At 42.2% G+C, this 13,580-nt stretch carries 13 protein-coding genes and 1 other annotated feature; of the genes, 12 read left to right on the top strand and 1 reads right to left on the bottom strand.

Annotated features, from left to right (window positions below; genetic code table 11):
• Positions 1-12: 12 nt before the first annotated feature.
• Positions 13-741, bottom strand: a complete 729-nt coding sequence (locus BA79_RS06410; protein WP_007501456.1) for an amino acid ABC transporter ATP-binding protein — start codon at positions 739-741, stop codon at positions 13-15.
• Positions 742-966: 225 nt separating this feature from the next.
• Between BA79_RS06410 and BA79_RS06405 the strand changes: the two genes are divergently transcribed.
• From BA79_RS06405 to BA79_RS06350, 12 genes are all read left to right on the top strand, one after another.
• Entirely contained in the window at positions 967-2,031 is a 1,065-nt protein-coding gene (locus tag BA79_RS06405; protein ID WP_035701703.1) for an AI-2E family transporter, read from the top strand.
• Between the two features lie 43 nt (positions 2,032-2,074).
• Positions 2,075-2,282: a binding site (T-box leader), on the top strand.
• A 78-nt stretch (positions 2,283-2,360) separates the two neighbouring features.
• Complete coding sequence (alaS, locus tag BA79_RS06400) at positions 2,361-4,997, top strand: alanine--tRNA ligase (RefSeq protein WP_017358103.1); 2,637 nt, start codon at positions 2,361-2,363, stop codon at positions 4,995-4,997.
• 89 nt (positions 4,998-5,086) lie between these two features.
• Entirely contained in the window at positions 5,087-5,353 is a 267-nt protein-coding gene (locus BA79_RS06395; RefSeq protein WP_024718370.1) for an IreB family regulatory phosphoprotein, read from the top strand.
• A 3-nt stretch (positions 5,354-5,356) separates the two neighbouring features.
• Positions 5,357-5,773, top strand: coding sequence for a Holliday junction resolvase RuvX (gene ruvX, locus BA79_RS06390; RefSeq protein ID WP_003216519.1), 417 nt, complete (start codon positions 5,357-5,359; stop codon positions 5,771-5,773).
• A 15-nt stretch (positions 5,774-5,788) separates the two neighbouring features.
• On the top strand, positions 5,789-6,073 hold the full coding sequence (locus tag BA79_RS06385; protein ID WP_017358102.1) for a DUF1292 domain-containing protein: 285 nt from the start codon (positions 5,789-5,791) through the stop codon (positions 6,071-6,073).
• A gap of 156 nt (positions 6,074-6,229) precedes the next feature.
• Entirely contained in the window at positions 6,230-6,796 is a 567-nt protein-coding gene (locus BA79_RS06380; protein WP_035701698.1) for a biotin transporter BioY, read from the top strand.
• Complete coding sequence (locus BA79_RS06375) at positions 6,796-8,253, top strand: acyl-CoA synthetase (RefSeq protein WP_035701697.1); 1,458 nt, start codon at positions 6,796-6,798, stop codon at positions 8,251-8,253. The genes BA79_RS06380 and BA79_RS06375 overlap by 1 nt, the downstream gene beginning before the upstream one ends.
• Complete coding sequence (locus BA79_RS06370) at positions 8,241-9,329, top strand: acetyl-CoA C-acyltransferase (RefSeq protein ID WP_035701694.1); 1,089 nt, start codon at positions 8,241-8,243, stop codon at positions 9,327-9,329. Before BA79_RS06375 ends, BA79_RS06370 begins: the two co-directional genes overlap by 13 nt.
• Before the next feature lie 73 nt (positions 9,330-9,402).
• Positions 9,403-10,485 (top strand): endolytic transglycosylase MltG, encoded by a 1,083-nt coding sequence (gene mltG, locus BA79_RS06365; RefSeq protein ID WP_035701691.1) that lies wholly within the window; start codon positions 9,403-9,405, stop codon positions 10,483-10,485.
• A gap of 212 nt (positions 10,486-10,697) precedes the next feature.
• Positions 10,698-11,363: an O-methyltransferase gene (locus tag BA79_RS06360; RefSeq protein ID WP_008342672.1), complete on the top strand. Its 666-nt coding sequence runs from the start codon at positions 10,698-10,700 to the stop codon at positions 11,361-11,363.
• A complete protein-coding gene (locus BA79_RS06355; RefSeq protein ID WP_008342670.1) occupies positions 11,360-12,289 on the top strand; it encodes a peptidase U32 family protein in 930 nt (309 codons plus the stop codon). Before BA79_RS06360 ends, BA79_RS06355 begins: the two co-directional genes overlap by 4 nt.
• Before the next feature lie 20 nt (positions 12,290-12,309).
• A complete protein-coding gene (locus tag BA79_RS06350; protein ID WP_025207695.1) occupies positions 12,310-13,578 on the top strand; it encodes a peptidase U32 family protein in 1,269 nt (422 codons plus the stop codon).
• Positions 13,579-13,580 lie beyond the last annotated feature (2 nt).

Genomic DNA, 13,580 nt, shown 5'->3' with positions numbered 1-13,580 from the left:
AATTCATTCCCCCTAGTGATTTAAAATACGGCTTAAAAAGAGCTGAGCGCGTTTCTCGCGCGGTTTTTCATAAAAGGCAGCTGGTGTAGATTCTTCAAGAATTCTTCCTTCATCAATAAACACAATACGGTCTGCGACTTCACGGGCAAACCCCATCTCGTGTGTGACAACGACCATTGTCATTCCTTCCCTTGCCAGCTGTTTCATCACATCTAGCACCTCACCGATCATCTCTGGATCAAGAGCTGATGTTGGTTCATCGAAAAGCATGACCTCAGGTTTCATTGCAAGTCCCCTTGCGATTGCCACACGCTGCTGCTGTCCTCCTGAGAGTCTAGAAGGGTAGGTGTCTGCTTTTTCAGGAATGCCAACTTTATTTAAATAAAATTCAGCTGTTTCCTTTGCTTCTTCTTTGCTCACTTTTTTAACCTTCATCGGCGCAAGCATAATGTTTTCAAGCACCGTCTTATGCGGATAAAGATGGAAGTGCTGAAACACCATCCCGATATTTTGCCTGATGAGATTGATGTTGGTTTTCGGATGCTGAACAGACACTTGATTGACAAGGACTTTTCCTTCATCAATGCTTTCAAGACGATTGATACACCTGAGCATCGTGCTTTTTCCAGATCCTGAAGGACCGATGATCACAACAACCTCACCTTTTTGAATATGTAGGTTAATGTCCTTAAGTACATGGAACTGGCCGTAATGCTTGTTGACTTCTTCGAATGTGATCATGAAGAACCTCCTCTTCTAATGATTGAGCTAAAGCGGATTCTAGCATAAATGAGGCGAAAATAAGAAAATAATGGAATATTTTCTAACGAGATTTTTACAGCAAACAGTGACTTTGGATGGAGCCGTATGTTTCATGTGTATTCATTTTTAACAAAGTTAGGACAAATTTTATTTACATGGATAATTGCAGAAGTTGGTTAAACAATAAGAAGAGAGGTGAAAAAGGTGAAGAAACGTCCGATCGAGTTTCTAATATATGCTGCAGGTGTACTGCTTGTCCTTGCGTCTTTACTCATTTTGGTTCAGCTCGACGAGTTATGGATGCCTATTTTTTTATTGCTCAAAGCGGTTTTGATCCCGCTTCTTATCGCTATTTTTATTTCTTATCTTCTTTATCCAATTGTTGAAAGACTACATAAGCGAGGTTTGCCAAGGACGGTCAGTCTCTTATTGATATATGTGCTGTTTTTTGGCGGCATTGGTTTGGCTGTGTATAAAGGGGTACCGGTTTTAATCGCTCAGTTAAATGAATTGTCGGAGCAAATTCCCATGCTTGCCGAAACGTATAATGGTGCTTTATCACATGTTCATCGTCATACAAGCCACTGGCCTGATGGACTGCATGAACGGCTGGATCGTTTTATTGTCCAATCTGAAACGTATGCCGCAAATGGGGCAGAGCGGATGATTCTAAGCTGTAAAGTATTGCTTGATTACGCCTTAGTTGCTGCACTTATTCCTTTTCTTGTCTTTTATATGGTGAAAGATATGAACACGATGAAGCGGGCAGCATGGTATTTAACCCCGCCAAGCTTTCGAAAAAGGGGACATGCCTTTGTGAAAGCAGTGGATGACTCACTTGGGGATTATATTAGAGGGCAATTGCTTGTCTGTTCTTTAATTGGGGGAGCTGCTGCCATTGTTCTTTGGCTGTTTCATATTCCATATCCGCTTGTACTAGGTATGTTAATCGGTGCAACGAATGTCATTCCGTATTTTGGTCCGATTATTGGAGCGATCCCAGCTGTCTTTATCGCTTTTACCATCTCAGTGAAGTCAGTGATCATTGTGCTAATTACAGTAGCCGTGCTTCAATTTTTAGAAAGCAATGTACTGAGTCCGATCATTGTCGGGAGAAGCCTGCATATGCATCCTGTCGTGATCATGCTGGTGTTACTCGCTGGAGGTGAGCTGTTTGGCTTGATTGGAATGATTTTAGCCGTACCGTCCGCAGCCATTATGAGGGTCATTATTGTGCAATATATTCACATGAGACGAAGCGTTCATTGACAAGACGAGCCGAGTTGTCTATAATAATTTCGATTCATACATATTGAATTCAATGACGGACCCGAGTACGTTAAAAAGCTGTTGCAGAGAGAGGCTTTGTTTGCTGAGAAAAGCCTTATCAGACCTTTAACGGAAGCTAGTCCCGAGTGCAGATAAACACTGCCGCTCTCTTCCGGCGTTATCGGATGTGAAGGTGATAGACGCATATGTCTATAATCAGGGTGGTACCGCGAGAGCATCTCGTCCCTGTGTAAGTAGTTTTTTGCTTGCATAGGGCGGGATGTTTTTTCGTTTGTGTGAAGATTGAGAATAAAAAGGGAGGATTTATGATGAAAACTTTAACTTCAGCTCAAGTACGTCAAATGTTTTTAGATTTTTTTAAAGAAAAAGGACATGCTGTCGAACCGAGTGCGTCCCTCGTACCGCATGACGATCCAACACTTTTATGGATTAACAGCGGGGTGGCAACATTAAAGAAATACTTCGATGGCCGCGTTGTGCCTGAGAATCCACGTATTTGCAACGCACAAAAATCAATTCGTACAAATGACATTGAAAATGTAGGGAAAACAGCACGCCATCATACGTTTTTTGAAATGCTGGGCAACTTCTCTATTGGAGACTATTTCAAAGAAGAGGCAATCGAATGGGCTTGGGAATTCCTCACAAGTGACGAGTGGATTGGCTTTGATCCGAATCTGTTATCTGTAACGGTACATCCAGAGGATGAAGAAGCATATGTTCTTTGGAGAGATAAAATGGGTGTCCCTGAGGAACGAATTATTCGTCTAGAGGGCAACTTCTGGGATATTGGCGAGGGGCCAAGTGGTCCGAATACAGAAATTTTCTATGATCGCGGCGAAGCATATGGCAACGACATGAACGACCCTGAATTATATCCAGGCGGAGAAAATGAACGTTATCTAGAAGTATGGAATCTTGTTTTTTCTGAATTTAACCATAATCCAGATGGTACATATACACCGCTTCCGAAGAAAAACATTGATACAGGAATGGGTCTTGAGCGTATGGTCTCTGTGATTCAAAACGTACCGACGAACTTTGATACAGACCTGTTCATGCCGATTATTCGTGCAGTAGAAACGATTTCTGGAGAAAGCTATGGGGAGTCAAAAGAAAAAGACACAGCATTTAAAGTCATTGCTGACCATATTCGTACTGTTGCCTTTGCCGTCAGTGACGGAGCACTTCCTTCTAATGAAGGCCGAGGTTATGTGTTAAGACGTTTGCTGCGCCGTGCTGTGCGTTATGCAAAAACGATCCATATCCACCGTCCATTCATGTATGATCTAGTTCCAGTTGTTGCGGAGATCATGAAGGATTTCTATCCAGATGTTCAAGCAAAAGAAGAATTTATTGCAAAAGTGATCAAAAATGAAGAAGAGCGTTTCCATGAGACACTGAATGAAGGGTTAGCCATTTTATCAGAAGTGATCAAAAAAGAACGAGACAATGGCAGCTCACAAATTTCCGGTAAAGATGTGTTTAAGCTTTATGACACATATGGATTCCCGGTCGAACTCACAGAAGAATATGCTGAAGATGAGAACATGACAGTCGATCGTGAAGGCTTCCAGCTAGAAATGGAGAAGCAGCGTGAACGTGCAAGAAATGCCAGACAAGATGTGGGCAGTATGCAGGTTCAAGGCGGGGCTTTAGGCGATATAAAAGCAGAAAGTACGTTTGTTGGCTACGAAAATTTAACTGCAGATGCTCGTATTATCGAATTGCTTCAAAACGGTGAAATTGTCACAGAAGCACACGAAGGGGAAACGGTGCAAATTTTATTAGATGAAACACCTTTCTATGCGGAAAGCGGCGGACAAGTGGCGGATAAAGGAACGTTAAAAAGTGCCGAAGCGATCATTGATATCAAAGATGTGAAAAAGGCGCCAAACGGCCAGCATGTCCACGAAGGAGTCGTCGTAAGTGGTACGGTTCAAAAAGGCATTGAAGTCACTGCAGAAGTCGAATCAGCGCTTCGAAAAGGCATTGTGAAAAATCACACAGCGACACATCTTTTGCACCAAGCGCTAAAAGATGTATTGGGCAGCCACGTTAACCAAGCGGGTTCACTTGTGAATGAAAACAGACTTCGCTTTGACTTTTCTCACTTTGGACAAGTAACAAAAGAAGAATTGTCACAAATTGAAAAAATCGTCAACGAAAAGATTTGGGAAGGCATTTCGGTTGCCATTGACCTGAAACCAATTGCTGAAGCAAAAGAAATGGGCGCAATGGCGCTGTTTGGCGAGAAGTATGGCGATATTGTCCGTGTTGTGCAAGTGGGTGATTACAGCATCGAGTTATGCGGAGGCTGTCACGTTCAAAACACTGCGGAGATCGGATTGTTTAAAATTGCATCTGAATCGGGTATTGGTGCTGGAACACGCCGTATTGAGGCTGTAACAGGTAAAGGTGCTTATGAAGAATTAAATGATCAGCTTGCGATTTTAGAAAAGGCAGCTAATGAACTGAAATCAAATACAAAAGATGTACCAAAACGCATCGCTTCCTTGCAGGCTGATTTAAAAGAAGTTCAAAGAGAAAACGAATCACTTCTTGCGAAATTAAGTCAAGCAGAAGCTGGCTCTATTTTAGAAAAAGTCATCGAAGTTGGCGGAGTGAACGTGTTAACTGAAAAAGTAAACGCCAAAGACATGAACCATTTAAGAACGATGGTTGATGACTTAAAGGCGAAATTAGGTTCAGCTGTCATCGTACTTGGTGCCGTTCAAAATGGAAAAGTCAACATTTCAGCCGGTGTGACAAAAGACGTCATTGAAAAAGGTCTTCATGCAGGAAAACTTGTGAAGCAGGCAGCTGAAATTTGCGGCGGAGGCGGAGGCGGACGCCCAGATATGGCACAAGCAGGCGGGAAACAGCCAGAAAAGCTTGAAGAAGCACTGGCAACTGTCGAAGAATCTGTCAAATCCGTTTTATAATCAGTCAATGTAGTGTAGAATAATGGTATTAGATGAGCGGTTAGAAAAAAGCTTGCTAGTAGAATGTTGGAAGAGAGGTGCAAGAAGCAGTGAGTTCATTTGATAAGACAATGAAGTTTAACTTCTCTGATGATTCAGCTGAAACCAATGTGAATGAAGTGCTCATAACAGTTTATGACGCACTCCAAGAAAAAGGATACAACCCGATCAATCAAATTGTCGGATACTTGCTGTCAGGCGACCCTGCTTATATTCCAAGACATCAGGATGCACGCAACCTAATTCGTAAACTAGAACGAGACGAATTAATTGAGGAATTGGTTAAATCGTACTTAGAGACACATAAAGAGGCGTAAAACATGAGAATTTTAGGCTTAGATTTAGGCACGAAAACCCTTGGTGTGGCAATCAGTGATGAAATGGGATGGACAGCTCAAGGGATTGAAACCATTAAAATTGATGAAGCAGGCGGAGACTTTGGTCTCAGCCGCCTGTCTGAGATCGTCTCGCAATATGGAACGGATAAAATTGTCCTTGGTTTTCCAAAAAATATGAACGGTACGGTCGGTCCAAGAGGCGAGGCCAGCCAATCATTTGCGAAAGTGTTAGAAAACACGTACAATGTTCCTGTTGTGCTTTGGGACGAGCGTCTGTCAACGATGGCAGCAGAAAAAATGCTCATCTCTGCAGATGTGAGCAGACAAAAGCGTAAAAAAGTCATTGATAAAATGGCGGCTGTTATGATCCTTCAAGGGTACTTAGACAGCTTAAATTAAAATGAGGTGAATCAAATGGAACACGGAGAAAAGCAAATTACAATCGTTGATGATAATGGAAATGAGCAGCTTTGCGAAGTACTATTTACTTTTGAAAGCGACCATTTTAACAAATCATATGTTCTTTACTACCCAATTTCTGAACAAGATAACGAAGAAATTGAAATTCATGCATCAAGCTTCACACCAAACGAAGACGGTGAAGATGGCGAATTAGAGCCAATTGAAACGGATGAAGAGTGGGACATGATTGAAGAAACGTTAAATACGTTCTTAGATCAAGAAGACGAAGAAGAATAGAACGAATAAAAGGCCTGTGAACATGATCTCTGTGATCTTTCTTCACAGGTCTTTTTTTACATTCTATATGTAAACTATTATTGAAATTTAGTTGACATATATCACTCGACCTTTTACGCTATTTTTATCAAAAACATCGAGTGAGGAGTATGAAAATTGAAAATTCACGATATGATGCAAATGGCATTAATGACAGCAGTTATTGGGATGTTAGGGTTGATTCCGCCTATTTTTCTTGCGTTTACACCTGTACCAATCACAATGCAAACCGCAGGTCTTTTGCTTGCTGGAGGGCTGTTAAAACCAAAGCAAGCGCTGATTAGTTTACTTCTGTTTCTTCTAATAGTGGCAGCAGGCGCACCTCTTTTATCTGGAGGGAGAGGCGGAATAGGTGTCTTTTTTGGACCAAGCGGTGGTTTTTTACTTGCTTATCCAGTGGCTGCCTTTATGATCAGCCTGTGGCTGAACCGGCTAAAGAAAGTGACGGCCTTACGACTATTTTTGATCTATGCGGTATGCAGTATCGGGGTATTATATATAGGCGGAATTCCCTTTCAAGCCATGATGATGCATATAAAGATCACGCAAGCAGCTCTGTTCAGTGTCATTTATTTACCGGGTGATCTGATCAAAGCAGGGATATGTGCTGTCTTCACGGTGAAAATCATTCAAGCGATGTCTTATCGAAAAAGGGACTTACATAGAGGGAGGCGAGCAGTTTGATGAGAATAACGGAAAGCTATGCAGCTCATGCAAAAGTGAAGCCAGATCAGATGGCGATCATAGATAAAAAAGAGAAAATTACTTATGAAGAATGGCATAAGCGTGTCCAGTCATCTGCACAATGGTTAAAAGAAATGCCTCATCAGCAAAAAAGAGTCGCTTTTTTAGTATCAAATGGTGTTCCGTTTCTCCAACTATTTGCTGGCGCAGCTTCTGCAGGATGGACAGCGGTGCCTCTTGATCCGCGGTGGAGTGACAAGGAATGCGCGGAAAAGCTCTTATTAAGCGACGCGGACCTTGTCATTGTGGAAGATCGATATATCAAAAGGATTGAAAAGTACAAGCTGGATATGCCAGTGCTCTCTTTATCTGAATGGAAAGAAAGAATCAGCCTCAGCATAAACGTTCAATCGAACAAAGGTGAACCGGAGGAAGATCCTGCTTTTTATATGGGATTTACTTCAGGATCAACGGGATCGCCCAAAGCCTTTATAAGACGCCAGCAGTCATGGATCGAGAGCTTTCAAATGACAGCTTCCGTCTTTGGGATCACACATCAAGATCATGTACTGATTTTGGGCACACTTTTATCCTCTCATTTTTTATACGGTGCGATCAGCACACTTTATTTCGGCGGCACCGTGACATTGTTAGAAAAATTTGTGCCAGAGAAAGCAAAGAACATCTTAGAAAGAGGAGACATCACGGCTATTTATACGGTTCCGACCATGACAGAATCGTTACTGCAAATGGATGCCTTCGGAAAACATCCGCTTCTTGTCCTGTCTTCTGGTGCAGATTGGGGAAACACTTCAAAAAAACAGCTCGTCAACCGCTATCCCCACATCACATTTTTTGATTTTTATGGAACATCAGAATTGAGTTTTGTCTCCTATTTATCTTCAGATGATTTTTTGCAAAAGCCTACTTCTGTCGGAAAGCCTTTTCCTTCTATTCAGGTTGAAGTCAGGAGGGCAGATCAAACCGTTTGCAAGCCAAATGAAATAGGGAGAATTTATGTGAAAAGCCCAATGTCTTTTTCAGGCTATTTACAAGATAAAAAGCCGCCCGCAGAGTGGTTGACCGTTTATGATATGGGGTGGCTTGACGAGGATGGTTACTTGTATATGAGCGGCCGCGAGAATGGCATGATTGTCTATGGGGGACTGAATATTTTTCCAGAGGAAATTGAACGTGTGCTGAATGAACAGCCAGAGGTGAATCGGTCAATCGTGATTGGACTTCCTGATCCATATTGGGGCGAAATCCCTGTTGCCATTATTGAGAATGTACAACAAACAAAAACCATTCGGCAAGCTGTAAAAGAAACATTAGCGGCATACAAAGTACCAAAAAAATGGCTCGTCACGGACAAAATGATCGAAACATCAGGAGGGAAAATCGCTCGTGCCAGTATGAAAAAGTGGGCGGAGGAACAACTATTATGCAAGCGGTGATCGTACAAGCGAAGCGGACGCCCTTCGGTGAGAAAAATGGAATGTTGAAGGATTACCGGCCAGAGCATCTAGCTGCGCCCTTGATCCAGCATTTTTCAAACGTGACCAAGCCAGATGACGTCATTTTAGGCAATGTCGTCGGGGGTGGTGGCAACATTGCCCGTCTGTCCTCGTTAGAAGCAGGGCTTTCATTACATATTCCGGGTATGACCATTGATAGGCAGTGTGCTTCCGGTCTTGAAGCCATTAGAACAGCGTGCATCATGATTCAGTCGGGGGAGGGATCAATGTATATCGCTGGTGGAACGGAAAGCATTTCTCGGTCACCAATGAAAGAAAGGGCCCGCTTTTCTCCAGAGTGGATAGGGGACCCTCATATGGGCGAAGCGGCAGAGCTGACGGCGTCGAGATTTTCAGTTGCGAGACAAGAGCAAGATGACTATGCACTTTTAAGCTGGGAACGAAGTATAACCGCATTCAAGCAAGGAACGTATTCAGAAGAAATTGTTCCGATTGGCGGGATGAGCACAGATGAAGCGGCAGCTAAAATAAGACCGATTGCAAGCTTGATAAAGCGGGCAAAACCTGTCTTTTTACCAGGCAAAGGTACTGTGACTGTGACCAATAGCTGTAAAGAAGCAGATGGTGCAGCTGCCGTCGTTGTGATGGAAAGAGCGGAAGCGGAGGCAAAAGGCTTCAGCCCTATGCTGCGGTATATCGGGAGTGCCGTGACCGCTATGGACCCGCATTATCCTGCTGCTTCACCAATTGATGCAATCAAGAAACTTTTACATAAAGAACAGGTGAAGATAGAAGATGTTGCACTTTTTGAAATCAATGAAGCGTTTGCGCTCAAAGTAGTACTCATTGCCCGGACACTAGGTATTCCTTATGACCGTATCAATAAAAGAGGCGGTGCGCTTTGTCTTGGGCATCCATATAGCGCCTCGGGAGCTGCTATGATGGTGAGACTGTTTTACGAAGCCCGCGCCTTACCGAATGGAAGTTATGTCATGGCTGCAATTGGAAGTGGAGGCGGTGTCGGTTTAGCCACACTATGGCAAGTTCTGTCATGACATGCATGAGCAAGTAATTGCCGAACTCCGTCGAATCATGTACTATAAAAGCTAGATGTGAGGAGGGCCATGCATGTTTTCAGAACAAAAGAAACGACCATTTTTTAAACGAAAAATGGGGATCGTCCTGTTATCTGTACTTGCTGTGATCATCATTGCAGCATTATCAGGTTTTTTATATGTAAAATCAGCACTCGGGCCGGTCGATCAAAAAAGCAAACAAACCATTAATATTCATATTCCAAATGGGACATCTGTCAGTGGAATTGCGAGCATTTTAAAAGAAAATGAACTGATTTCAAATGACACGATTTTCACTTACTATGCAAAGTACAAAAAAGCGTCAGGCTTTAAAGCGGGCTATTTTCATCTCAAACAAACAATGGATGCGGATCAGCTGATTCAAAAGCTGACATCTGGCGGGACAGACTACGCATTTCAGCTTGTGATACCTGAAGGGAAACAGTTGTCTGATATTGCAGCCATTATTGCAAACCAGACGAATTTTTCAGCGAAAGAAGTTGAAGCGAAGCTGGATGATCCAGCCTTTATTAAAAAATTGATGAAAAAATACCCGAAAACGGTGACATCACAAGTGAACGGGAAACAAGTCAAGCATCCGTTAGAGGGATATTTATTCCCGGCGACGTATCCGTTTTATCGTGAGGATGAATCACTTGAAACCATCATTGACACGATGATTAAACAAACAGATCAATATGTGAAAACGTACGAAAAGGACATGAAAAAGAGAAAGATGTCCATCCATGATGTCCTAACGATGGCATCCCTAATAGAAATGGAAGCAACCGAAAAAACAGACCGGGCAAAAATCTCAAGTGTGTTTTATAACCGGTTGAAAAAGGACATGCCGCTTCAAACAGATCCAACCGTTCTTTATGCGCTTGGCGAGCATAAGTCCCGTGTTTATTACAAAGATTTAAAAGTGAAATCACCTTATAATACGTATACAAACAAAGGGCTGCCGCCTGGACCTATTGCCAATGCTGGAGAATCTTCTTGGAAAGCAGCACTCCATCCAGAGAAAACAGATTTTGTTTACTTCCTAGCAAAGAAAAATGGCGAAGTCGTCTTTACGAAAACGTTAAATGAGCACAACAAAGCGAAAGCGAAATACATCACAGGCAGCAACTAGCGCTCATGTGAAAGGAAAAAGACTGTAGACAATGGTGAAATTGCCTGCAGTTTTTTTCGTTGTTATATCCATTTTATAGGTTCGCAATTACCACATCTTTGTGGTAAAATATATCGGGTTGTTTTTACTTAGATGAACGAAAGATTGACGAGAAAGAGAGCTGCAGCAGGCAGGACTCTTCTTTTTCAGGTCATGAAGGAGCTAGACATATAATGACAATCGAAGATGATCAAATAAATGATTATATTGAAGATTTAATTGAGCCGAGTCCTGATGCCATCGCTCAATTAGAGGAGTATGCGAAAGAGCATCATGTGCCAATTATGGAAAAGGTGAGCATTGAACTGTTATTGCAGCTGCTTTCTTTGAAAAAACCGAAGAAGATTCTTGAGGTTGGGACAGCGATTGGCTATTCAGCGATTCGAATGGCAGAAGCTCTGCCAGATGCTGAAATCTATACGATTGAGCGAAATGCGAAACGTTATGAGGAAGCGACACGGAATATTGAAGAATTACATTTCAAAGATAGAATTCACGTGTTTTTTGGCGATGCGATTGAATCAGCTAAAACGGTTCAGACGATGGCGCCCTATGATGTGATCTTCATTGATGCGGCAAAAGGCCAGTATCAACGCTTTTTTGAGCTGTTTGAACCGATGCTGTCCGATGACGGAATGATTATTACAGACAACGTATTATTTAAAGGCTTAGTTGCGACAAATTATGAAGAAGAAATTGAAGATAAACGAAAAAAACAATTAATAGGCAAAATTGATCGATACAATCAATGGCTGATGTCAAATCCTGACTACCAAACGTGTATCATTCCGGTTGGAGATGGGATCGCCATTAGTACAAAAAGAGGTGACCAATCATGAAAAAACCAGAATTGCTTGTGACGCCAAGCAAGGTGTCGGATGTACTGCCGCTCATTGAAGCGGGTGCTGACGCATTTTTAATAGGTGAACAAACATATGGAATCCGTCTTGCAGGTGAGTTTTCAAGAGAAGATGTGAAACAAACGGTTCAACTCGCACATGCACATCACAAAAAAGTATATGTCGCCATGAATGCGATTTTTCATAATGACCGTGTGGCACTGCTTGGAGATTATTTAACCTTTCTCGATGGGTTAAACGTGGATGGTGTCGTTTTTGGAGATCCGGCAGTGATCATGGCCGCAAAAGAAACAGGTGTCAACTTGAATCTGCACTGGAGTACAGAAACAACTGGGACAAACTATTACACTTGTAACTACTGGGGCAGAAAAGGCGCAACACGTGCTGTTCTTGCCAAAGAACTCAATATGGATAGCGTGATTGATATCAAAGAAAACGCTGAAGTGGAGATTGAAATTCAAGTCCACGGCATGACCTGTATGTTCCAATCGAAACGGACACTTGTTGGCAACTATTTTGAATATCAAGGCAAACAAATGGACGTGGAAGGCAGAAATATGGAAGAAGGTCTATTCCTTCACGACCAGGAGCGTCAAAACAAATATCCTATTTTTGAGGATGAAAATGGCACACACATTATGAGTCCAAATGATGTATGTATGATTGATGAATTAGAAGAATTTGTCGACGCAGGCATTGACTCATTTAAAATTGACGGAATTTTAAAGTCACTTTCTTATATGACAGAGGTGACATCCCTCTATCGAAAAGCCATTGATTTACTAGTGACTGATAAGGAAGCCTATGAAGATCAGAAAGATGAATGGGTGGAGCGTATTGAAGAGATCCAGCCTGTCAACCGCTCAATCGATACAGGATTTTTCTTTAAAGAAACGGTTTATTAAGATAAAAGGAGGCAGAGGAAATGGCACTTTTAAAAGATGGAATTTCTGAAGTGATCGATGGAAAACGTGTCATTACAAAAAAACCAGAACTGCTAGCGCCAGCAGGAAACTTAGAAAAACTAAAAATTGCTGTGCATTATGGAGCAGACGCTGTTTTTATTGGTGGGAAAGAATTTGGACTTCGTTCAAATGCAGATAACTTTTCAATTGAAGAAATGGCAGAAGGTGTTGCATTTGCGAACAAATACGGTGCTCGCATTTATGTGACAACGAATATTTTCGCCCACAACGAAAACATGGACGGGCTGGAAGAATATCTTCAAGGGATTGAAGGAGCCGGTGTAGCGGGAATTATTGTCGCTGATCCACTCATTATTGAAACATGCAAACGAGTAGCTCCAAAGCTTGAAGTCCACTTAAGCACACAGCAGTCTCTTTCAAATTGGAAAGCGGTGCAGTTTTGGAAGGAAGAGGGGCTTGAGCGTGTGGTCCTTGCACGTGAAACAAGCGCCCTAGAGATTAAAGAAATGAAAGAAAAAGTGGATATTGAAATCGAAACGTTCATTCACGGGGCGATGTGTATTGCTTATTCTGGCCGCTGCGTGCTCAGTAACCATATGACAGCGAGAGATTCAAACCGCGGGGGCTGCTGCCAATCTTGCCGCTGGGATTATGATCTTTATAAACTAGAAGGCTCTGAGGAAGCGCCTTTATTCGGTGAAGAAGACGCACCATTTGCGATGAGTCCAAAAGATTTAAAACTCATCGAATCCATACCGCAAATGATCGAAATGGGAATTGATAGCTTAAAGATCGAAGGACGAATGAAGTCCATTCATTATGTAGCAACAGTTGTCAGTGTCTATCGTAAAGTCATTGATGCTTACTGTGCGGATCCAGACAATTTCGTCATTCAACAAGAATGGCTCGATGAATTAGACAAATGTGCCAACCGTGACACGGCTCCTGCCTTTTTTGAAGGTGTACCAGGAACGGATGAACAAATGTTTGGCATTCATGGAAAGAAAACGACCTTTGATTTCGTCGGTCTTGTACTTCATTATGATGAACAAGAACAAATTGTCACATTACAGCAGCGTAATTTCTTTAAAGCTGGCGACGCAGTTGAATTTTTCGGTCCAGAAATCGAAAATTTCACATGTAAGATTGAGACGATTTGGGACGAAAAAGGGAACGAAATCGATGCCGCTCGTCATCCATTGCAAATTGTGAAATTTAAGCTTGATCAAAAAGTATACCCTAGCAACATGATGAGAAAGGGGAAATAACC

The organism is Bacillus altitudinis 41KF2b, from assembly GCF_000691145.1.
Taxonomy (GTDB): domain Bacteria; phylum Bacillota; class Bacilli; order Bacillales; family Bacillaceae; genus Bacillus; species Bacillus altitudinis.
Note: the sequence above shows the minus strand (reverse complement) of the source record. Positions and strands in the feature narration are given on the sequence as shown.

Coding starts and splice junctions, on each gene's coding strand:
- BA79_RS06410 (WP_007501456.1), bottom strand. CDS start 741: ATGATCACATTCGAAGAAGTCAACAAGCATTACGGCCAGTTCCATGTA.
- alaS (WP_017358103.1), top strand. CDS start 2,361: ATGAAAACTTTAACTTCAGCTCAAGTACGTCAAATGTTTTTAGATTTT.
- ruvX (WP_003216519.1), top strand. CDS start 5,357: ATGAGAATTTTAGGCTTAGATTTAGGCACGAAAACCCTTGGTGTGGCA.
- BA79_RS06385 (WP_017358102.1), top strand. CDS start 5,789: ATGGAACACGGAGAAAAGCAAATTACAATCGTTGATGATAATGGAAAT.
- BA79_RS06375 (WP_035701697.1), top strand. CDS start 6,796: ATGAGAATAACGGAAAGCTATGCAGCTCATGCAAAAGTGAAGCCAGAT.
- BA79_RS06370 (WP_035701694.1), top strand. CDS start 8,241: ATGCAAGCGGTGATCGTACAAGCGAAGCGGACGCCCTTCGGTGAGAAA.
- mltG (WP_035701691.1), top strand. CDS start 9,403: ATGTTTTCAGAACAAAAGAAACGACCATTTTTTAAACGAAAAATGGGG.
- BA79_RS06360 (WP_008342672.1), top strand. CDS start 10,698: ATGACAATCGAAGATGATCAAATAAATGATTATATTGAAGATTTAATT.
- BA79_RS06355 (WP_008342670.1), top strand. CDS start 11,360: ATGAAAAAACCAGAATTGCTTGTGACGCCAAGCAAGGTGTCGGATGTA.
- BA79_RS06350 (WP_025207695.1), top strand. CDS start 12,310: ATGGCACTTTTAAAAGATGGAATTTCTGAAGTGATCGATGGAAAACGT.